Genomic DNA, 19,142 nt, shown 5'->3' with positions numbered 1-19,142 from the left:
GAGGGGAACCCTGAGGGACTCTGATTCCCTCAGGGTTCCCTTCACGGACGTGAAGCTGGGGCGGCGGTCAGGGGCCTTCGGGGTCGACGGCGTCGCGGTCGGCCCAGAACGGCTCGACCAGCGCGCGGATCTCCTCCGCGCCGGCCTTCTCCACCAGTTCGACCGCGGCGAGGTTGTCCTCCAGCTGTTCCATCCGGGTCGCGCCGAAAAGCGTCGTGACGTTCGCCGGGTGCGTCAGCGTGAACGCCACCGCGAGCCGGGCAGCGGTGGTGCCGAGTTCTTCCGCCGCCTTGACCACCTTGGGCGCGTCGCGGACGATGCGCTTGCGGACGTCGCCGGGGTCGCGGCCGATCTCGCGGGTCAGGTTGGTGCGGCCGGCGAGGATGCCGCCTTCGAGGACGTCGGAGGCCTGCATGACGAAACCGTCGGCGAAGAGGCGGGCGAACGGGTCGCCGTCCGGAATGGACCGTCGGCCGATGCTGTATTTCAGCTGCGCGATCTGCGGCCCGGGCACCTGCAGGGCCTCGGCGATTTCGCGCAGCCGCGCGATGTTCCCGGCCGACCAGTTGTTCACGCCCCACGCCCGGATCAGTCCGGACCGGGTGAGCCCGGCTAGGTCTTCGACCAGGTCCTCCAGCGCGACGTCGTCACGGCGCAGGTCGCCGAGGATCACCAGGTCCGCGACGTCGAAACCGCCGCGCAGGAACGCGTTTTCCAGCTGTGGCCGGAAACCCTGGTCGCCGAAGCCTTCGATCCACAGCTTCGCCGAGACCAGGTAGTCCTCGCGCGGGATGCGGGCGGCGCGGACGATCGCGCTCCACAGGACGTCGGTGAACACCGGCGGGTGGCCGGGCATGCCGTAGACGCCGACGTCGAACAGGTTCACGCCGGCCTCGACCGCGGCGCGGACCATCGCGACCGCGTCGGCGAAATCCATCCGGTCGTAGGTGTGCCACGAACCGAGCGACAGCAGCGAAACGTCCAAACCGGACGTGCCGACCTTGCGGCGGGGCAGGGGCGAGGATGCGGACACGAGACCTCCTTGGCTCGTAAGGGAATCGGGGATCAGGGATCAGGGGAGACGGGGGTCGACGACGGCTTTCGTCTCGTCCAGCCGGTGCATGGCCTCGATCCGTTCGCTCGCGCCGGACAGTCCGACCGGGCTGCCGAACAGCCGGTCCCACGGCATCCGGGAGGCGAACGAACCGAAGAATTCGATCGCGTGGTGGTAATCGGCGATGTCGCCGTTGAGCGAGCCGACGACAGTCAGTTCCTTGCCCATCACCGTGCCGAGCGGGACCGGCGTCGGCTCCGGGCCGGTGCTGCCGACGATCACGACCCGGCCGCGCTGCGCCGCCATCGCCACCGCCTCGCGGCCGATCGACGGGGCGCCCGCGAAGTCCAGCACGAGGTCGCCGCCGTGTCCGCTGGTCAGTTCCGTGACACGTTCGATGATCGCGTCCGAACCACCGGCGACCTCGACGACCTCGTCCGCGCCGAACTCCTTCGCCAGCTCCAGCCGCGACGCGGGCGCGCCCACGGTGATGACCTGGCCCGCCCCGCTGAGGTGCGCGACGGCGGTCGCGAACAGGCCCAGCGCGCCGGAACCCTGTACCACCACGCGAGAGCCGGGCCGGACGCCGCCGACTCGGTCGAACGCGCGCAGCACGGTCTTCGCCGCGCATCCGGCCATCGCGGCCCAGGTGTCGGGCACCTCGGCGGGCAGCAGGAGCTTCGCCGCGCCGGGGACGACGTAGGCGTACTCGCACAGCCCGGCGGTCGCGAACGGCGCGACGTTCGAGCGCTGGAGGAATCCGTATCCGCGCCGGGAACACGCGACCGGTTCGCGCAGCACGGTGCAGCCGTAGCACTCGCCGCAGGTGGATTCCGACCAGCCGATCCGGGATCCGACCGGGACCGCCCGGCCGAGCGCGTCGCGCGTGTCCGGCCCGGCCGCCACCACTTCGCCGACCATCTCGTGGCCGAGCACCATCGGCAGCATGCCGGGGAAACTCATCTTCCCGGACCAGATCTCCACGTCCGTGCCGCACAGCGTCGCGCACGAGACGCGGACCAGCGCCGCACCGGCTTCCAGCTCGGCGGGCAGCGGGAGTTCGGTCAGCTCCAGCGGCGCGCCGTGCTCGGTCAGCACCGCGGCGCGGGTGGAAGTCGGGACGGTCATGGGAAACCTTTCCGGGGACTGGCGGGCCCGGGCGGGCCGCGTGATGGGTTAGTCTACGGACGTCGACAAAAATGTCGAGTCCCCGAATCCCTCCAGGAGCGCCTGTGCCGACCTCAGTTGCGGATCTCGTCTTGCGGGCAGCGGCGGTGCACACCATGGCCGGCGCCGCGCCCGCGACCGCGCTGGCCGTGCGGGACGGACGCGTGCTGCGCGCCGGAACCGACGCCGAGATGCGGGAGCTGACCGGCCCGGCCACGAAGGTGCTCGACCTCGGCGACCGCGCGATCGTGCCCGGCATCAACGACGCGCACCTGCACGGCGCCTGGCTCGGCGCGCTGTGGCCGGACACCCTCTTCGCCGACGACGGCGCGCCCGGCCCCGGTCCGGAAAAGCCGTTGCGCACCGCGGCCGAACGCCGGGCGGCCATTCTCCGCGCGGGCGAAATCCTTGCCGCGCTGGGCATTACGAGCTACACCGAACCGGGTCTCGGGCCGGGGGAGGACGACGGGCGCATCGGTGCGTTCGGCATGTCCGTGGTGGAGCAGTACCGGCAGCTGGCCGCCGAAGGGCTGCTGCGCGCGCGGGTGACCGCACTCTGGTTGTACGGCGAACTCGACGGCCCGAGCACGTTCGACAGCTTCCGCACCGGACTGGCCACAGTGGACGGACCGGGCCCCGACCCCCGGCGGCTCAACTTCCGCGGGGTGAAGATCTTCGCCGACGGCATTCCGCCGATGCGCTCGGCCTACACGCACCATTGCTACGCCGACGGCAGCCACGCCCACCTGCTCGTCGACGGCACGGACGACCCGGAGCGCGAGGCAAACTTCACCCGGATGGTCCTGACCGCACACGAAGCCGGGCTGCAGGTCGGCGTGCACGCGACCGGAGACCGGGCGATCGAGCTGATGCTGGACGCCGTCGAGCGGGCCAGGGGTGAACGCGACGTCGACCTCGGCCACTACGTCATCCACGGCGACCTGGTCAATGCGGCGCAGCTGAAGCGGATGGCCCGGCTGGGGGTCGGACTGTCCGCACAGGCCGGGATCGCGGTGCGGACTGCCGGAGTGGTCGACGCGGCGATGGGCCCGGGCAGTTCGGACGCCGCGTGGCCGCTTCAGGAGGCCCTGGACGCCGGGATCCCGCTGTGCTTGACGTCCGACGCCCCGGTGCTTCCGCCGGACTGGCGCAAGGAAATCGCCGCCGCGGACCAGTGGATGGGCCCGGCGGAGGACGTACGGCAGCGGATGGAGACCCTGCTCCGTTGCTACACCGTGCACCCGGCGCAGCAGGACGGTGCCGCGTCGTGGAAGGGCACGCTCGCGCCGGGGATGGCGGCTGATCTGTGCGTGCTGTCCGCGGATCCGTTCGCGGTGACCCCCGCCGAGTTGCCCGAGGTCGAGGTCGACCTGACTGTCCTGGGTGGACAGATCGTGTTCGAGCGCTCGGCAGGCACTTAAGGCGGCGCTGGCGCGGGGTCGGTTGTCCGTGAGGGGAACCCTCACGGACTCTGATTCCCTCAGGGTTCCCCTCACGGACCTGGTCAGGTGAGCAGCTGGCCGCCGTCCACCGGGAGGCTCGTTCCGGTGATGTGGGCGGCGGCCGGGCTCGCCAGGAACACCACCGCGGCGGCGACGTCCTCGACCGCGGCCATCCGGCCGTCCGGGATGCGCGCCACCCACGCGTCGTGCGCGGGCGAGCCGGGCGGCATGGCGGCGGCGAGCATCGGCGTCGCGACCGGGCCGGGGGCGACGGCGTTGACCCGGATCTGGTGCTCGGCCAGTTCGATCGCGGCCCAGCGGGTCAGCGCGTCCACCGCCGCCTTGCTGCTTTCGTAGCCGCCCATGCCCGGCGTCGGCTGCCGTCCGCCGATCGACGACAGGTTCACCACGACCCCCGGCGCACTGTGTCCAGCCGTCCGGCGTTCGACCATCCGGCGGGCGACCAGCTGCGTCATCAGGAACGTGCCGTGCACGTTGGTCGAGAGAATGCGCAGCAGGTCCGCGCCGGGCAGCTCCAGCAGCCGGCCGTGGATGCTCAGCAGGCCGGCGTTGTTGACCAGGACGTCGACCGGGCCGACCTCGTCGAGCGCCGCCGAAATCGCGGCCTCGTCGGTGATGTCGAGGCGGATTCCGTGCCCGCCAAGCGGTTTGGCGGTTTCTTCGGCGCCGTCGAGGTCGGCGAGCACCACGGAATCGCCGGCCTGGGCGAAGGCGGCGCCGATCGCGCGGCCGATGCCGCCGGCACCTCCGGTGATCAGCACGGTACGGGCAGCGGGCATCGTCGTTTCCTTTCGCCGGGAGCGGGGTACGCGGGCTTATAGTATACAAGCGTAGAAAATAAATCCCTTGAACCGCAGGAGGAATCGTGGCGACGGATCGACCTGGACTGGGCCCGGCGTTCCCGCGCGTGCCGGCGTTGTCGCTCGGCTCGTGGAACATCTGGGACCGGATGGAGTTCGGCGACGCGGTGGCGCTGATCGCCCGCGCGGCCGAACTCGGGCACGCCTTCTTCGACGTCGCGCACTACGACATGGGCCCGCACGCCGAGGGTTCGGAGACCGACCGGATCTTCGGCCGCGCGGTGCGCGAAGCCGGGCTGGCCCGCGAAGATTGGCTCTACTGCGGGAAACTCTGGCTCTGGGACTACCCGAACGTCGGCTTCGCGCAGCAGATGAACACCTCGCTGGAACGCGTCGGCGTCGAGTCGGCCGACTTGGTCGTGGTCGGCGACTACTTCGGCGAAGTCGATCTCGAACGAGTCGTCGCGGACGTCGCCGAACAGATCGAAGCTGGCCGGTTCCGCGCGTGGGGCGTGAACAATTGGCGGATTGACGATCTGTGCACGGCTTTCGCCATTGCGCGCAAACGTGATCTGCCGCCGCCGGTGTTCGCTCAGCTGAAGTACGGACTGGCGCGCCGGTCGATGGCCGAGGGCGAGTTTTACGCGCCGCTGTTCGCTTCCGGGCAGCTCACGCTGCAGGCGTCGGACATTTTCGAAGGCGGGCTGCTCGTCGGGAATCTGAAGCCGAACCGGAAGATCGGCGCGGACGTCGGCGGCATCCGGGAGAAAATCGCCGGGGCCTGGCCGGTCGTGCAGAAGATCGCCGCTGAGCTGGACGCGTCGCCCGCGCAGCTGGGAATTGCCTTCTGCCTGGCCAATCCCGCGACCGCGAACGTCCTGGTGGGCGTATCGCGGCAGGCGCAGCTGGAGGACAATGCGGGCGCGCTGGCCTTGCTGGAACGCGTCGGCGCGAACCGGATCCGCGAGCTGACGAACGGGCTGTGGACCGACCGCGAAGTGGCCGCCGACGGAACCTGGTGAAGGGGCTGGTGTTTTTTGTCGACGTGCGTAGACTAAAGCTCCCCGGGGTGCCCGGAGAGGCACCCCCGACGCCGTGAGGAGCCGCCACATGACGAAACCAGCGCCGGACCGCATCGTCGACATCGCCATCGGGTACATGGGCGCGAAGCAGTTGTTCGCCGCCTCGCGGATCGGCTTGTTCCGCGCGCTCGCCGACGGTCCGCGCACGGCGCCGGAACTCGCCGCCGCCACCGGCAAGGGCGAGCAGCTGACCCGGATCCTGGCCGACGCGATGAACGCGCGCGGCCTGCTGGAGCGCACCGGCGGCCGCTACTCGCTGGCCGAGGACGCGCAGGAGTACCTGGGCGGGAACGGCGCCACGGATCTGGCGCCGTTCCTGACCTTCCTCAACGAAATCAGCTACGGCCACTGGCTCCAGTTCGACACCACTGTGGACAGTGGCAAGCCGGGCGACCTCCAGATGGACGAGGGCCGCTGGGCGACGTTCATGGCCGGAGTGATGCGCTACAACGCGCTGCACGCGTCGATGCTCGCGCGCGCATTCGATTTCTCGCCCTACCGGTCGATGCTCGATCTGGGCGGATTGTCGCCGGAATTCGCGATCGGCGCGCTGCGGGCGAATCCCGCACTGACCGCTCGTTTCGTTTTCGGACCCGAGTCCACGCAAGGGATCACCGACGCGGTGAATGCGGCCGGCTGCGCGGATCGCACGACCGTCGACCCCGCGCCGACCGAATCCGCGGAACCCGGCGGGGCGCACGATCTGGTGATGGTGAACCACGTCGTGCACCGGTTCACCGCCGAGCAGAACCGGAAAATCCTGGCCAGCGCCCGTGCGGCGGCTTCGGACGGAGCGACGTTGCTGCTGCTGGACTTCTTCCTCGACGACGGCGAACGGCAGCGCCCGATCGACGCGCTGCACGCGGGGGAGTACTTCGTGATCGACGGAACCGTCGTTTATCCGGAGGCGGAAGTCCGCGAATGGCTCGACGGTGCAGGATGGCGCGTATGCGATGTGCTCTCGCTGCCCGGAAGCCCGCGTGTTCTGGTCGCCGACGCCGTCTGAAAACGGCCCGCGGGTCGACAGGTAACAAACGCGGTCGGCCCGTTGATTTTTTAGCCGACAATCGTAGACTATCCCGCACCACGGCGAGCCGGGCCGCACTCGAAGGCACGCCGTTCCCGGCGGGGCGCCGAGCGACCCCGCCGGCGGTCCACCACCCTGAGAGAGGGACTCAATGACGAGGACAAGGACAGCGGCGTTGTTCGCGGCGGCCGCCGCGGCGCTGCTCGCGATCGCCGGATGCACCGGCTCGGGCGCCGCCGGGGCGGGCGCGGGCACCGACGAGCTGAAGGCGGGCGTGTTCCTCGACGTGACGTCGTGGGATCCGGCCAACGCCGACATCGGCTTCGACGGCCCGTACCTGTCGGCGGTCTACGACCCGCTGGTCGCCTTGGACAAGGACGCGAAACCGGTCCCCGCGCTCGCGAAGTCGTGGGACTGGTCGGCCGACCGGCTGAGTCTCACGATGCACCTGCGCGACGACGTCACGTTCGACGACGGCCAGAAGTTCGACTCCGCCGCAGCGGTCGAGAACCTCAATCACCTCAAGGCGGGCACCCGGTCCGGGCAGGCCTACATCGACGTGAAGAGCGTCGAGGCGAAGGACCCCTCGACGGTCGTGCTCCATCTGTCCGAACGCGACGACGCGCTGCTGTACTTCATGGGTCTCGGCCGCAGCTGGATGGCCTCGCCCAAGGCGATCAAGGCCAAGTCGCTCGCCAACGGCCCGGACGGCTCCGGTCCGTACACCTTCGACAAGGCGTCCTCGCAGCCGCAGTCGCAGTACGTGTTCAAGAAGCGGGCGAAGCACTGGGACAGCGCGACGTATCCGTTCCCGACCGTCCGGCTGTTCCCGATCACCGACCAGGCGGCCAGCTTCAACGCGATGCTGTCCGGTCAGCTGAACGTCCAGTTCGCCAACGCGGCGAACCTGCCGAAGGCACAGCAGAACGGCTGGAACGTCGCGAAGAAGCCGGCGTCGTGGGTCGGCGTGCAGTTCGCCGACCGCACCGGCAGCCAGGTGAAGGCGCTCGGCGACCAGCGCGTGCGGCAGGCGATTTCGTACGCCTTCGACGCGGCCGGGATCCTCAAGGCGGTCGGCAATGACGCCGGCACGGTCACCGACCAGCTGTGGCCGAGCGGCAGCCAGGTGTACGACCCGGCGGGCAACGGCAAGTACAAGACGGACCTCGCCAAGGCCAAGCAGCTGCTCGCCGAGGCCGGCTATCCGAACGGCTTCAGCCTGAAGATGCCGATGTCCACGATCTTCCAGGCGTGGCAGCCCGCCGCCGAGCAGACGTTCGGGCAGCTGGGCATCAAGGTCGACTGGCAGAACATGTCGATGCCGGACTACCAGAAGAACGCGCCGACGTTCCCGATGTTCCTCGCGGTGATCGCGATGGACGGCAACGACATGGCCACGCTGACCGACCAGGTCACCTCGTCGCAGTGGTACAACCCGAAGCCGTCGGTGGACGCCTTCCCGGAGGTGAAGGCGCTCGTGCAGAAGGCGGAACAGGCGCAGCCCGGCCCGGCCCAGACCGCCGCGCTCAAGGAGCTGAACACGAAGCTCGTGGACCTCGCCTGGTGGAACGTCTGGTACCAGGCCGACAACCTCTACTTCAGCGTCAAGGGCATCACCGTCACGCCGATCACCGGCATGATGTTCCCGACGCTGCGGTTCATCCAGCGCGGCTGACGCGCCCGTCGTCCCGGGGTCCGTCCGAAGACTCCACAGTGGAGGGACGGGCCCCGGGAAGGAGCCGGAACATGCTCACATTCATCGTCAAACGCCTGGTGTCCGGGATCCTGCTGCTCGTGCTCGTCACCAGCGGCACGTTCTTCCTGGCGCACACGGCGGTGGGGGACCCGACCGCCGGGCTGCTCGGCAACAGCGCGACCCCCGCGCAGCAGGCGGCGTTGCGCGCCCAGATCGGGTACGACCGGCCGCTGCTCGTCCAGTTCTGGGACTGGCTGTCGCACGCGGCGACGGGCGATTTCGGGACCTCGTGGCGGAATTTCCAGCCGGTCGGCGAACAGATCGCGCTGCGCGTGCCGGTGACGCTGTCGGTCGTCATCGCCGCGACACTGCTCGCCGCGATCCTCGGCGTGCTCGTCGGGGTCATCTGCGGCCTGCGTCCCGGCGGCGTCGTCGACCGCGTGCTGAAGCTCGCGTCGGTGGTGCTGTTCGCGCTGCCCGGGTTCTGGGTCAGCCTCGTGCTGGTCACCTGGTTCGCGATCCAGCTGCAGTGGTTCCCCGCGGTCGGCTACGTGTCGCCGGACCAGTCGTTCTCCGGCTGGCTGCGCTCGATCGCGCTGCCGTCGATCTCGCTGTCGCTCGGCGCGATCGTGATGATCGCCGAACAGCTTCGCAACGGCTTCCTTCAAGTCGCGAACCAGGACTTCGTCCGCACGCTGCGGGCGCGCGGCCTGTCCTCGCGCCGGGTCACGACGCACGTGCTGCGCAACGCTTCGCCGTCCGCGCTGACCGTGCTGGCGCTGATGTTCGTCGGCCTGCTCGGCGGCGCGGTGGTCGTGGAGATCGTCTTCAACCTGCCGGGGATCGGCAGCCTGACGCAGTCGGCGTCGCAGATCGGTGACATCCCGGTGCTGCTCGGGCTGACCGCGGTGACCGTCGTGTTCGTCGTGATCGTCAACTTCCTGCTCGACCTCGTGCTCGGGTGGGTCAACCCGAAGGTGCGCGACCGATGACCGCTGCCCCGTTCCCCGCCACGCTCGCCCCGGTGAAGCGGATTTCCCTGCTGCGCCGGTACTTCCGCCGTCCGGTCGGCGTCGTCGCGCTGGTCGTGTTCGCGGTCGTCGTGCTGGCCGCGGTGTTCGCGCCGTGGCTGGCCCCGTACGACCCGAACCACGTCGACTTCGCGCTCACCCACGCCGAACCCGGCAACGGGCACCTGCTCGGCGGCGACTCCGCCGGGCGCGACATCTTCAGCCGGCTGCTCTACGGTGCCCGCACCACGCTGTACGGCGGCGTGATCACCTGCGTCACCGGCGTCGTGCTCGGCGTCCCGACCGGCGTGGTCGCCGGGTACTTCGGCGGCGCGACCGACCGGGTCTGCTCGTGGATCAGCGACGCGCTGCAGTCGGTCCCCGGGATGATCGTGCTGCTGGTCGTCGCGGCGGGCACCGGCCAGGACTTCACCGTGCTGATGATCGCGCTCGGCGTGTTCCTCTCGCCCGGCTACTACCGGATCACCCGCGCCCGCGCGCTGACCGTGCGCCGGGAGCCCTACATCGACGCCGCGCGCGTGGCCGGCGTCGGCACCGTGCGGATCCTGCGCACGCACCTGCTGCGCGCGGTGTACGCGCCGATCATCGTGCAGACCGCGCTCACCGCCGGGCTCGCCATCGGCATGCAGGCCGGTCTGCAGTTCCTCGGCATCGGCTCGGCGTCGACGCCCAGCTGGGGCCAGACGATGAACGACGGCTTCCTGAACATGCTGACCTACCCGCTGATCCTGCTGTGGCCGTCGATCGCGCTGGGCGTGACCATCGCGGCGCTGGCGTTCATCGGCTCGACGCTCGCCGACCTGGTCAGCGTCCGCGCCGAACAGCCGACGCGGCGCGGACGGGCTCGGGTGCGGGAAGCGCTCGCGGCTCCCGCACCGGATGCACTGGGCAACGGCGGCGCGTCGGGTGCGCACGAGCACGCGGCGGCGGATTGCGCGCTGCGGATCGAGAACCTGCGCGTCGGGTACGCCACCGACAAGGGCGTCAAGGAGGTCGTGCGCGGGGTGTCGCTGGACGCGGCGCCCGGCGAGGTGCTCGGGATCGTCGGCGAATCCGGGTCCGGCAAGACGCAGACGGTGTTCTCGGTGCTCGACCTCCTGCCGTCGGGCGGGACCGCGGTCGCGGACGGGATCTGGGTCGGCGGGCGCGAGGTCGGGAAGGCGGCGGAGCGGGCGAAACTGCTCGGCCGCGAGATCGGGTACGTGCCGCAGGAACCGATGACCAACCTCGACCCGTGCTACCCGATCGGGCATCAGCTCGTCGAACCGCTGCGCCGGGTGCACGGGCTGGACAAGGCGGCGGCGAAGAAGCGGGCGCGCGAGGTGCTGGTGCGCGTCGGCCTCACCGACCCGGACCGCGTCATGGCCAGCTACCCGCACCAGATCTCCGGCGGCATGGCGCAGCGCGTGCTGATCGCCGGCGCGGTGGCCGGGCGGCCGTCGCTGCTGGTCGCCGACGAGCCGACGACCGCGCTCGACGTGACGGTGCAGGCCGAGGTGCTGGAGCTGCTGCGCGAACTGCAGGCCGAGTACGGGATGGCGCTGGTGATCGTGACGCACAACTTCGGCGTCGTCGCGGACATCTGCGACCGCGTCGTGGTGATGAAGGACGGCCGGATCGTGGAAACCGGCCCGGTGGACCAGATCTTCCGCGCGCCGGAGGACCCCTACACCGCCGAGCTGATCAGCGCGTCGCTCGACGACACCGAAGGACGGGACGCATTGGACCAGGCCTGGGAACGGCGCGGCCTCGCCCACGCGGCCGGAGAGGAGACCGGACGATGACGGCTCCGCTTCTCACGATCGAGGACCTCGTGGTCGACTACCGGCTCAGCCGGCGGGTCCGGTTCCGGGCGCTGAAAGGGATTTCGCTCGACGTCGGGCCCGGCGAATGCGTCGGGCTGGTCGGCGAGAGCGGGTCGGGGAAGTCCACTTTGGGCAAAGCCGTGCTCGGCCTCGCCGCGCCGGTGTCCGGCCGGATCACCTTCGACGGCGAGGACATCACGCACGCCCGGGGTGCGGTCCGGCGGCGGCTGGCCAGTGACATCCAGGTGGTGTTCCAGGATCCGTACGGCTCGCTGGACCCGACCATGACCGTCGGGGAAGTCCTGGCGGAACCGTTGGTGGTGGCCGGAACCTCGCGTGCGGAGGCCCGGTCGGTGGTGGCGGACATGCTGGACCGGGTGCGGCTGCCCGCCGACGCGGTGCACCGGTACCCGGGCGAGTTCTCCGGCGGGCAGCGGCAGCGGATCGCGATCGCGCGGGCGCTCGTCCGGCGGCCGCGGCTGATCGTGTGCGACGAGCCGGTGAGCGCGCTCGACCTGACCACGCAGGCGACGATCCTCGACCTGTTCCTGGAACTGCAGCGGGAGACCGGGGTTTCGTACCTGTTCGTGTCGCACGACCTGGGCGTCGTGCATCGGATCTGCCACCGGGTTTCGGTGCTGTACCAGGGAGAGATCGTCGAATCCGGTCCCACGGCGACGGTCACGCGCGCGCCGGAACATCCCTACACGCAGCGGCTGCTGCTCGCCGCGCCGGTGGCGGATCCGGCCCGGCAGGCGGAGAGACGGGCGGCCCGGCTCGGGCTCGGGTGACGATTCCGGGGCCCGCCGCCCCGAATCGGCACCCGCAGGGTCACCTCCGCAGCGCGAGAATACGAGTTAGAGTCTGTAACCATGCCTAAGGTCATCGATCACGATCAGCGACGACGGGAGATCGTCGAGGTCGCCAAGAAGCTGATCATCGAAGGCGGGTTCGAAGCCGCCACGATGCGCAGCATCGTCACCGCGGCCGGGTTCGCGAACGGTGCCCTCAAGCACTACTTCCCCAGCAAGGACAGCATCATCGCGGCGACGTTCGAGAGCGTGCTGCAGGAGACGTCGCAGCGGATGTCCGAACTGGACCCTTCGCTCGGGCCGATGGAGTCGCTGCGCGGGTTCGTCGAGGCGGCGATTCCGTTCGACGAGCACCAGATCGCGTCGGCGCGGGTGCTGCTCGTGCTGTGGGAGCATTCGGTCGCGAACCCGGATCTCGCCCGGCAGTACCGGGATCTGCTGACCAGCTGGCGGGCCGAGCTGACCACGCGGATCGCGGCTGCCCGGGGGAAAGGGGAGGAGCCCGGCGGGCCCGCGATCACGGTACTGGCGGACGAAATCGTCGCGGTGTCCATCGGGGCCAACGTGACCAGCCTGATGCATCCGGTGGGGAAGATCGCCGGGCGGTATCGCGCCTACATCGACGGGCTGATGGCCAGGGTCGCTCTCTGAACCCGCGCCCGGGAAGGCACTGCTAACGTCGGATGCCAGCGGGCGATGCTCGCCCGGGCGAGGGACGAGCCGAGGGGGCTTCTTGAGCAATCCGCTGATTGCGCCGACGAAGGATTCGACGACGGCGTATTCCGGGATCAGCCTTCTCGAGGGCGCCGCGGGCCTGAAAGAGGCGATCGAAGGCGGGTCGTGGGCTTCGGTCGCGATGGGGGCGGTCGGGGTCGCGCTGGACGCGCTCTCGATGGCGCTCGACCCGTTTGGCGCGATCCTCGCGGCCGGGGTCGCCTGGCTGATGGAGCACGTGGGTCCGCTGAAGGAAGCGCTCAACGCGCTCACCGGCGACGCGGACCAGATCAAGGCCCAAGCCGAGACCTGGACGAACGTCGCGAAGGAACTCGAGTCGATCGGCGCCGACCTCACGGAGCAGGTCGAACGGGACCTGCAGTCCTGGACCGGCGAGGCGGCCGACGCCTACCGGGAGCGGACGAAGGACGTCGCGAACCTGCTGGGCGCGGCGCAGAAGGGCACCGAGGGCGCGGCGTCCGGCGTGAAGACCGCGGGCGAGGTGGTCGCCGCGGTGCGGATGCTGGTCCGCGACATCATCGCGCAACTGGTCGGGCACATGATCAGCTGGGCGCTGCAGGTCCTGCTGACGGCCGGCATCGGCCTGGCGTGGGTCGTGCCGCAGGTGGCCGCCGCGGTCGCCAAGACCGCGGCGCAGATCGCGAAACTCACGACCCGCCTGGTGCAGGCGCTCAAGGCGTTGATGCCGCTGCTGAAGAAGGCCGGGACGCTGTTCGGCGACGCCGCCAAGTCCTTGAAGGGCATCAAGGGCGCCAAACCGCCCGCCGCGCCGAAGCCCAAGGACATCTCGACGCCGAAGGGCTCCCCGGGAGGGAAGGGCGGCGGCAAGGCCGACGAGTCCACCACCGCGTCGTCGGCGGCTCCGCCCCCGCCGCACCGGAGCGACCCGCCGCCTCCTCCGCCCAAGGGCGACTCCTCGCCGGGCGGCGGCCACGGCGGCGGCCCGGTCCCGCCGCCCGCTTCCCGCGGGATGCAGTCCCCGCCGCCGGCGCCGAAGAAACCCCCGGCCGCGGAACCGAAATCGCCGCCGCCGCTGAAGGACCAGGGCCCCAACCCGCGCTCGCCGGAGAACGTGCGCTGCGAGAAGGACCCGATCGACGTCTCGACCGGGCAGATGATCCTCGCCGAGGTCGACGCCGAGTTCCTCGGCACGCTGCCGCTGCGGCTGGAACGCACGCATTTCTCCGGTTTCCGCACCGGCGGGCTGTTCGGCGCGAGCTGGATGTCCACTGTGGACCAGCGGCTGGAGGTGCACGACGCGGGCGTCAGCCTCGCCGTCGCGGACGGCACCGTGGCCCACTACCCGCATCCGCGGGTCGGCGAGTGGATCGTCGCCGAACAGGGCCCGCTGCGCCCGCTGACCCGGCTGGACGACGGCGGGTACCTGGTGGAAGACCAGGTGACGGCCCGCGCGATGCGGTTCGACGGGGACACCGGCGCGCTGCTCTCGCTCAGCGACCGCCACGGCCGCCGCGTCGACTTCCTGCGCGATGCCGACGGAATCCCGGTGGAGCTGCGGCACAGCGCCGGGTACCGCGTGCGCGTGACCACGTCCGGCGGCCGCGTCACCGCCTACCATTCGGTCGGCGCCGGTCCGGACGTCGAACTCGCCCGGTTCGGCTACAGCGACGGCCAGCTCACCGAGGTGGTCAACCCGTCCGGCGCGGCCATGCGCTACGAGTACGACGACGCGGGCCGGATCGTGTCGTGGACCGACCGCAACGGCGAGTGGTACCGCTACCACTACGACGCCGACGGCCGCGTCGTGCGCACCGAGGGCTCGGGCGGATTCCTCACCGGCACCATGGAGTACGACCCGGGCGACCGGATCACCCGGTCGGTCGATTCACTGGGCCACACCACGGAGTTCCGGTTCAACGAGGCCGGTCAGGTGATCGCCGAGACCGACCCGCTCGGCCGGACGACCCGCTACGAATGGGACGTCCGCGACCGGCTCCTCAGCGAGACCGATCCGCTGGGCCGCACCACCTCCTACACCTACGACGGCCTCGGCGAGCTGCTGTCGGTCACCGCCCCGGACGGCACCCGCACCGCCTACGAGCGCAACGAATCCGGCTTGCCGGTGTCGATGACCGGACCGTCCGGCCAGATCAAGCGGTGGGAGTACGACGAGTCCGGCAACCTGCTGCGGGAGACCGAACCGGACGGCGCGACCGTCACCAGCACGTACGACGACCGCGGGGTCCTGACGTCGGTGACCGACGCGCTCGGGGCGACCACTCGGATCGAGTCCGACGAGAGCGGGCTCCCGGTCGCGGTCACCGACGCGCGCGGGGGCACGACCCGCTACGACCGGGACCGCTTCGGCCGGATCGTCTCGATCACCACCCCGGCCGGGGCGCAGGACCGGTTCGGCTACACAGTGGACGGTCGGCTCGTCTGGCACCGGGACGCCGACGGCGCGCTCGAGAGGTGGACCTACGACGGCGAGGGGAACGCCCGCACCCACACCGACGCCGGGGCGGGGGTCAGCACTGGCGAGTACACCCACTTCGACCTGCTAGCCGCGGAGAACCGCGCGGACGGCAGCCGGGTCTCGTTCGGCTACGACACCGAGCGCAGGCTCATCTCGGTCACCAACGAGCAGGGCCTCGTCTGGAGCCACGAGTACGACGCCGCCGGATATCTGGTGCGGGAGACCGATTTCGGCGGCGTGACCGTGCGGTACCGCTACGACGCGGCCGGACAGCTGGCGGAGCGGACCGACCCGGCCGGCACCTCGACGTACCGCTACGACCTGGCCGGGAACGTCGTCGAGCAGACCGTCGGCGACGTGACTACGCGCTTCAGCTACGACCCCGACGGCCGGATCACCGGCGCGGACGACGGGCGCACCAAGGTCACGCTGGAACGCGACGCCGCCGGACGCGTCGTCGCCGAGACGGTGAACGGCCGCACGACCCGGTCGGCCTACGACGCGGCCGGACGCCGGATCTGGCGGCGGACGCCGTCCGGCGCGGAAAGCACGTGGGAGTACGAAGGCGGCGAACTGGCCGCGCTGCACGCGGGCGGGCGCACGCTGCGCTTCGACCGGGACCCGGTTGGCCGGGAGGTCCGGCGGACGCTGGACGGCGGCGTCACGGTCGAGTCCGCCTGGTCGCCCGCGGCGCAACTGCTCGCGCAGACGATCAGCACCGGCGCCGGGCAACCGGTGCAGGAACGCGCGTACCAGTACCGCCCGGACGGACACCTCGGCGCGCTCCGCGACCGGCTCACCGGACCGCGCGAGTTCACCCTCGACGCCGCCGGCCGCGTCACGGCGGTGCGTTCGCCGCAGTGGACCGAGCGCTACGGCTACGACCCCGCGGGCAACCTCGTCAACGCGTACTGGCCGACCGAAACCGAGCGGCACGCGGTCGGCGGACGGATGTTCCGCGGCAACGTCGTCGACGGCGCGGGCGCGGTCCGTTACGTCCACGACGAACGCGGGCGCATGGTCAGGCGGGAGGCTCCCGGCGCGGTCTGGCAGTTCTCGTGGAACCCCGGCGATCAGCTCGCCGACGTGCTGACCCCGGACGGCACCCGCTGGCACTACACCTACGACCCGTTCGGCCGCCGGATCGCGAAAGAGCACTTCGCCGCGGACGGCGTCTCGCTGCTCGAGCGGATCGATTTCACCTGGGACGACCGCGTCCTGGTGGAACAGGCCGCGCGCGGCCGGGTCACCGCGTGGGACTACGAGCCGGACAGCTTCCGCCCGCTGCTGCAACGGGAACTGGCGCCGCGCGGCCCGCAGGAGCAGGTCGACGAGCAGTTCAGCCTGATCGTGGCGGACCTCTCGGGAGCCCCGGCGGAACTGGTGGCCCCGGACGGCCGCGTGACCTGGTACGCGCGCACCGGTCTGTGGGGCACGGCCGTGCGGGAGAACGCGGCCGGCGCCAGCACGCCGCTGCGGTTCCAAGGCCAGTACCACGACGCCGAAACCGGGCTGCACTACAACCTCGCGCGTTACTACGACCCGGCGCTGGCCCGCTACCTCAGCCCGGACCCGATCGGCCTCGAGGGCGGCTCCCACCAGTACACCTTCGCGGGCAACCCGCACGCGTACACCGACCCGCACGGGCTCGCCCCGCAGTCGTGCACCGGGACCACGCCCTCGGGTGCCGGGCCCTCGGGCACCACCACGCGAGGCCGGCCGGATCTCCGGATCAACACCGACGTGCCCAATCACGGGCCCGCCTGGTACGACAAGATGTCGCCCGCGGGCAAGTACGGGGCCAAGAAGCTGGACAAGAAAACGGGCAAGATGGTGCCCAAGTACAGCAACCGCACCGCGGCGGGCTACGTCAACCCCGACCACATGCACGGCAACATGATCCCGCTCTGGGCGAAGGCGGCGAAATCGCCGCTGCCTCCCGAACTGAAGCACCTGGACAAGGACAATCTCGGCCAACTGAGCCGGCCCGAACAGACGAAGCTGAAGAACTGGCTGAGCCATCCGGACCGGCGGTTCGACACGAAACAGCCCGGCGAGTCCTACACCGGCCAGCCGGGCAACGAGATCAAGGGGCACAGCAAGAGCAAGAACCCCGCGTTCAAGAACGACCCCGAACGGCAGGGCGGCGTGCTCGGGCACGACACCGCGGCGGGCACCGACTGGAACAAGAACGGGATGAAGCGGCCGCGTCAGGACAACCTCGACCACAACAACCAGACCGACACCTACCACGGCATCGAGTCCGCGGGCCGTTCGTCCGGCAGCGGGTCGAAAGAGGACCGGTACGAAGCCCCCGGACCGAACAACCACGCGCTGCCCGAGTACTGGAACCGGGACCACCCGAGGTTCAAGGAGCAGGGCGGGCCGTGGCCTTCCTACAAGGAAGGCGAGTGGACGCCCGACGCGCCGACCACGCCCACCGCGCCGAAGCTGCCGGACCCGCCCGCTCCCGACGGGCGGCCCGCCAAGCGCCCGCGGCTTGATTAGGCGGGCGAGAAGACAGGACGTCGTCCTCGCGGGTTCGCCGGAGCGGTGATCCCGGCCGGAATACGCCGGACCTCGGAGGCGCATTCCGGCCGGGATCAGCAGGACGCATCTCGACGGCCCAGCCGGTGCGCGATCGTTTCCCGGCCGTTCGGCACCGGCCTGGACCGGACGGCAGGTTTTGTCTACGCTTGGAGAATGACAACCGCGTTCCCGGTCACCCGCACGCTGTCCGCCCGTCCCGCGGCCGGGCCCCCGGTCGTGCTGATCCACGGTTTCGCGTCCTCGGCCGCGGCGGACTGGCCCGCCGAGTGCTGGGCCGATCCGCTGGCGTCCGCCGGACGGGAGACGATCGCGGTGCACCTGCCCGGTCACCCCGGCGGTCCGAAAGTCGCCGAGGCCGGGGAGGTCACCGCCGCCCGGGTCGTCGACGCGCTGGCCGAATGCGCGGGCACGGAGGAGGTCGATGTCGTCGGCTACTCGCTCGGCGCGCGGCTCGCCTGGGATCTCGCCAGGCATCCGCGCACGCCGGTGCGCCGCCTCGTTCTCGGCGGGCTGAGCCCGCGGGAACCGTTCGCCGCGGTCGATCTCGCCGCCGCGCGGACGGCTGTCCAAGGAGGACCGTCGCCCGCTGATCCGCTCACCGGCGCGATCACCGCCATGGCGAGCGCGGGGGACGCGGAGTCGCTGCTGAACGTCGTCGAGGGCCTGGCGGCTGAGCCGTTCGATCCGAGCGCGGGCGTCCCGGCCGTCCCGACGCTGTTTCTCGCCGGGCGGGAAGACCTGATCGCGCACGGCATCGAGGAGCTGGCCGCGCGGGTGCCGGGCGCGCGGATGCGCCACGTCGCGGGCGATCACCGCGGCGCGCTCGTCGGAGTGGAACTGCGCGAGGCAGTGCTCGACTTCCTCGGCGTGCCGGACGTGGCCTGACCGGCGAAACGGCCGCGTCCGTGCCAGCCTGTGCTGGTGACGACCTTGGCCCAGCTCCGCAGAACCGCCCTGTCCTACCCCGAAACGGCCGAACTGACCGTCGACGGCACGGTCGCGTTCGCTGTGCGGGGCAAGGAATTCGCCGCCCTGCGCCCGGATCGGCAGGTCGTGCTCCGGATGACCGGGCCCGACGCGGACGAACTGCGCGCGGAACACCCGACCGCGCGCCGGGTCGCCCGCGCCGGGGTGCGGCTGCCGATCGGGGACCTCGACGGGCAGCAGTTGAACCACTGGGTCCGACGGGCGTGGCTGGCCCGCGCGCCGAAACGGCTGGCGGCCCCGGTAGCCGCGGCGGGCACGGCGGTAGCGGGTGAAGTCGGCGACCTGCCCAGGGCGATCGGGAGCCCGGCCACGCGCGCCCTCCACGCGGCGGGGATCACGACCCTCGCGCACACCGCCGGGCGGACCGACGCGGAACTCCTCGCGCTGCACGGCGTCGGTCCGAAGGCGGTGCGGATGCTTCGCGAGGCTCAGGGCTGACCCGCCGCGGAACTTGAGCCGGCGGAGGAGTTATCGCGGTGCGCCGTTCCGGCGGTCT

At 70.9% G+C, this 19,142-nt stretch carries 14 protein-coding genes; 11 read left to right on the top strand and 3 right to left on the bottom strand.

Annotated elements, in window-relative coordinates; all coding sequences use genetic code 11:
- Positions 1 to 67: 67 nt before the first annotated feature.
- The gene (locus ACFSVL_RS15160; protein WP_378304544.1) at positions 68 to 1,033 is read right to left on the bottom strand and encodes an aldo/keto reductase; all 966 of its coding nucleotides are present in this window, start codon (positions 1,031 to 1,033) and stop codon (positions 68 to 70) included.
- 39 nt (positions 1,034 to 1,072) lie between these two features.
- A complete protein-coding gene (locus tag ACFSVL_RS15155; RefSeq protein WP_378304542.1) occupies positions 1,073 to 2,182 on the bottom strand; it encodes a zinc-binding dehydrogenase in 1,110 nt (369 codons plus the stop codon).
- Between the two features lie 104 nt (positions 2,183 to 2,286).
- Between ACFSVL_RS15155 and ACFSVL_RS15150 the strand changes: the two genes are divergently transcribed.
- Positions 2,287 to 3,642: an amidohydrolase gene (locus ACFSVL_RS15150; protein WP_378304540.1), complete on the top strand. Its 1,356-nt coding sequence runs from the start codon at positions 2,287 to 2,289 to the stop codon at positions 3,640 to 3,642.
- An 83-nt stretch (positions 3,643 to 3,725) separates the two neighbouring features.
- Here the strand turns inward: ACFSVL_RS15150 and ACFSVL_RS15145 are convergent, their stop codons facing one another.
- Positions 3,726 to 4,463 carry an SDR family NAD(P)-dependent oxidoreductase gene (locus tag ACFSVL_RS15145; protein ID WP_378304538.1) on the bottom strand — a complete coding sequence of 246 codons (738 nt, stop codon included), beginning with the start codon at positions 4,461 to 4,463 and terminating at the stop codon, positions 3,726 to 3,728.
- Positions 4,464 to 4,549: 86 nt separating this feature from the next.
- Here ACFSVL_RS15145 and ACFSVL_RS15140 point away from each other — a divergent pair, with 86 nt between their 5' ends.
- The 10 genes from ACFSVL_RS15140 to ACFSVL_RS15095 all read left to right on the top strand — a co-directional run bounded on the left by ACFSVL_RS15140 (position 4,550) and on the right by ACFSVL_RS15095 (position 19,084).
- On the top strand, positions 4,550 to 5,506 hold the full coding sequence (locus tag ACFSVL_RS15140) for an aldo/keto reductase (RefSeq protein WP_378304537.1): 957 nt from the start codon (positions 4,550 to 4,552) through the stop codon (positions 5,504 to 5,506).
- 88 nt (positions 5,507 to 5,594) lie between these two features.
- Complete coding sequence (locus ACFSVL_RS15135) at positions 5,595 to 6,572, top strand: methyltransferase family protein (RefSeq protein ID WP_378304535.1); 978 nt, start codon at positions 5,595 to 5,597, stop codon at positions 6,570 to 6,572.
- 172 nt (positions 6,573 to 6,744) lie between these two features.
- On the top strand, positions 6,745 to 8,268 hold the full coding sequence (locus ACFSVL_RS15130; protein ID WP_378304533.1) for an ABC transporter substrate-binding protein: 1,524 nt from the start codon (positions 6,745 to 6,747) through the stop codon (positions 8,266 to 8,268).
- 71 nt (positions 8,269 to 8,339) lie between these two features.
- Positions 8,340 to 9,281, top strand: a complete 942-nt coding sequence (locus ACFSVL_RS15125; protein ID WP_378304531.1) for an ABC transporter permease — start codon at positions 8,340 to 8,342, stop codon at positions 9,279 to 9,281.
- On the top strand, positions 9,278 to 11,104 hold the full coding sequence (locus ACFSVL_RS15120) for a dipeptide/oligopeptide/nickel ABC transporter permease/ATP-binding protein (RefSeq protein WP_378304530.1): 1,827 nt from the start codon (positions 9,278 to 9,280) through the stop codon (positions 11,102 to 11,104). Before ACFSVL_RS15125 ends, ACFSVL_RS15120 begins: the two co-directional genes overlap by 4 nt.
- Complete coding sequence (locus tag ACFSVL_RS15115) at positions 11,101 to 11,916, top strand: ABC transporter ATP-binding protein (protein WP_378304528.1); 816 nt, start codon at positions 11,101 to 11,103, stop codon at positions 11,914 to 11,916. Before ACFSVL_RS15120 ends, ACFSVL_RS15115 begins: the two co-directional genes overlap by 4 nt.
- 81 nt (positions 11,917 to 11,997) lie before the next feature.
- A complete protein-coding gene (locus tag ACFSVL_RS15110; RefSeq protein WP_378304526.1) occupies positions 11,998 to 12,588 on the top strand; it encodes a TetR/AcrR family transcriptional regulator in 591 nt (196 codons plus the stop codon).
- A gap of 82 nt (positions 12,589 to 12,670) precedes the next feature.
- The gene (locus ACFSVL_RS15105) at positions 12,671 to 17,617 is read left to right on the top strand and encodes an RHS repeat-associated core domain-containing protein (protein ID WP_378304524.1); all 4,947 of its coding nucleotides are present in this window, start codon (positions 12,671 to 12,673) and stop codon (positions 17,615 to 17,617) included.
- 195 nt (positions 17,618 to 17,812) lie between these two features.
- On the top strand, positions 17,813 to 18,544 hold the full coding sequence (locus ACFSVL_RS15100) for an alpha/beta fold hydrolase (RefSeq protein WP_378304522.1): 732 nt from the start codon (positions 17,813 to 17,815) through the stop codon (positions 18,542 to 18,544).
- A 36-nt stretch (positions 18,545 to 18,580) separates the two neighbouring features.
- Complete coding sequence (locus ACFSVL_RS15095; RefSeq protein WP_378304520.1) at positions 18,581 to 19,084, top strand: hypothetical protein; 504 nt, start codon at positions 18,581 to 18,583, stop codon at positions 19,082 to 19,084.
- Positions 19,085 to 19,142: the final 58 nt, after the last annotated feature.

The sequence above is a fragment of the Amycolatopsis silviterrae genome (assembly GCF_042684085.1).
Classification (GTDB): Bacteria; Actinomycetota; Actinomycetes; order Mycobacteriales; family Pseudonocardiaceae; genus Amycolatopsis; species Amycolatopsis silviterrae.
Note: the sequence above shows the minus strand (reverse complement) of the source record. Positions and strands in the feature narration are given on the sequence as shown.

Excerpts from the sequence above, each read along its gene's own strand:
- ACFSVL_RS15130 (WP_378304533.1), top strand. The coding sequence starts at position 6,745 with ATGACGAGGACAAGGACAGCGGCGTTGTTCGCGGCGGCCGCCGCGGCG.
- ACFSVL_RS15110 (WP_378304526.1), top strand. The coding sequence starts at position 11,998 with ATGCCTAAGGTCATCGATCACGATCAGCGACGACGGGAGATCGTCGAG.
- ACFSVL_RS15120 (WP_378304530.1), top strand. The coding sequence starts at position 9,278 with ATGACCGCTGCCCCGTTCCCCGCCACGCTCGCCCCGGTGAAGCGGATT.
- ACFSVL_RS15145 (WP_378304538.1), bottom strand. The coding sequence starts at position 4,463 with ATGCCCGCTGCCCGTACCGTGCTGATCACCGGAGGTGCCGGCGGCATC.
- ACFSVL_RS15100 (WP_378304522.1), top strand. The coding sequence starts at position 17,813 with ATGACAACCGCGTTCCCGGTCACCCGCACGCTGTCCGCCCGTCCCGCG.
- ACFSVL_RS15115 (WP_378304528.1), top strand. The coding sequence starts at position 11,101 with ATGACGGCTCCGCTTCTCACGATCGAGGACCTCGTGGTCGACTACCGG.
- ACFSVL_RS15125 (WP_378304531.1), top strand. The coding sequence starts at position 8,340 with ATGCTCACATTCATCGTCAAACGCCTGGTGTCCGGGATCCTGCTGCTC.
- ACFSVL_RS15135 (WP_378304535.1), top strand. The coding sequence starts at position 5,595 with ATGACGAAACCAGCGCCGGACCGCATCGTCGACATCGCCATCGGGTAC.
- ACFSVL_RS15155 (WP_378304542.1), bottom strand. The coding sequence starts at position 2,182 with ATGACCGTCCCGACTTCCACCCGCGCCGCGGTGCTGACCGAGCACGGC.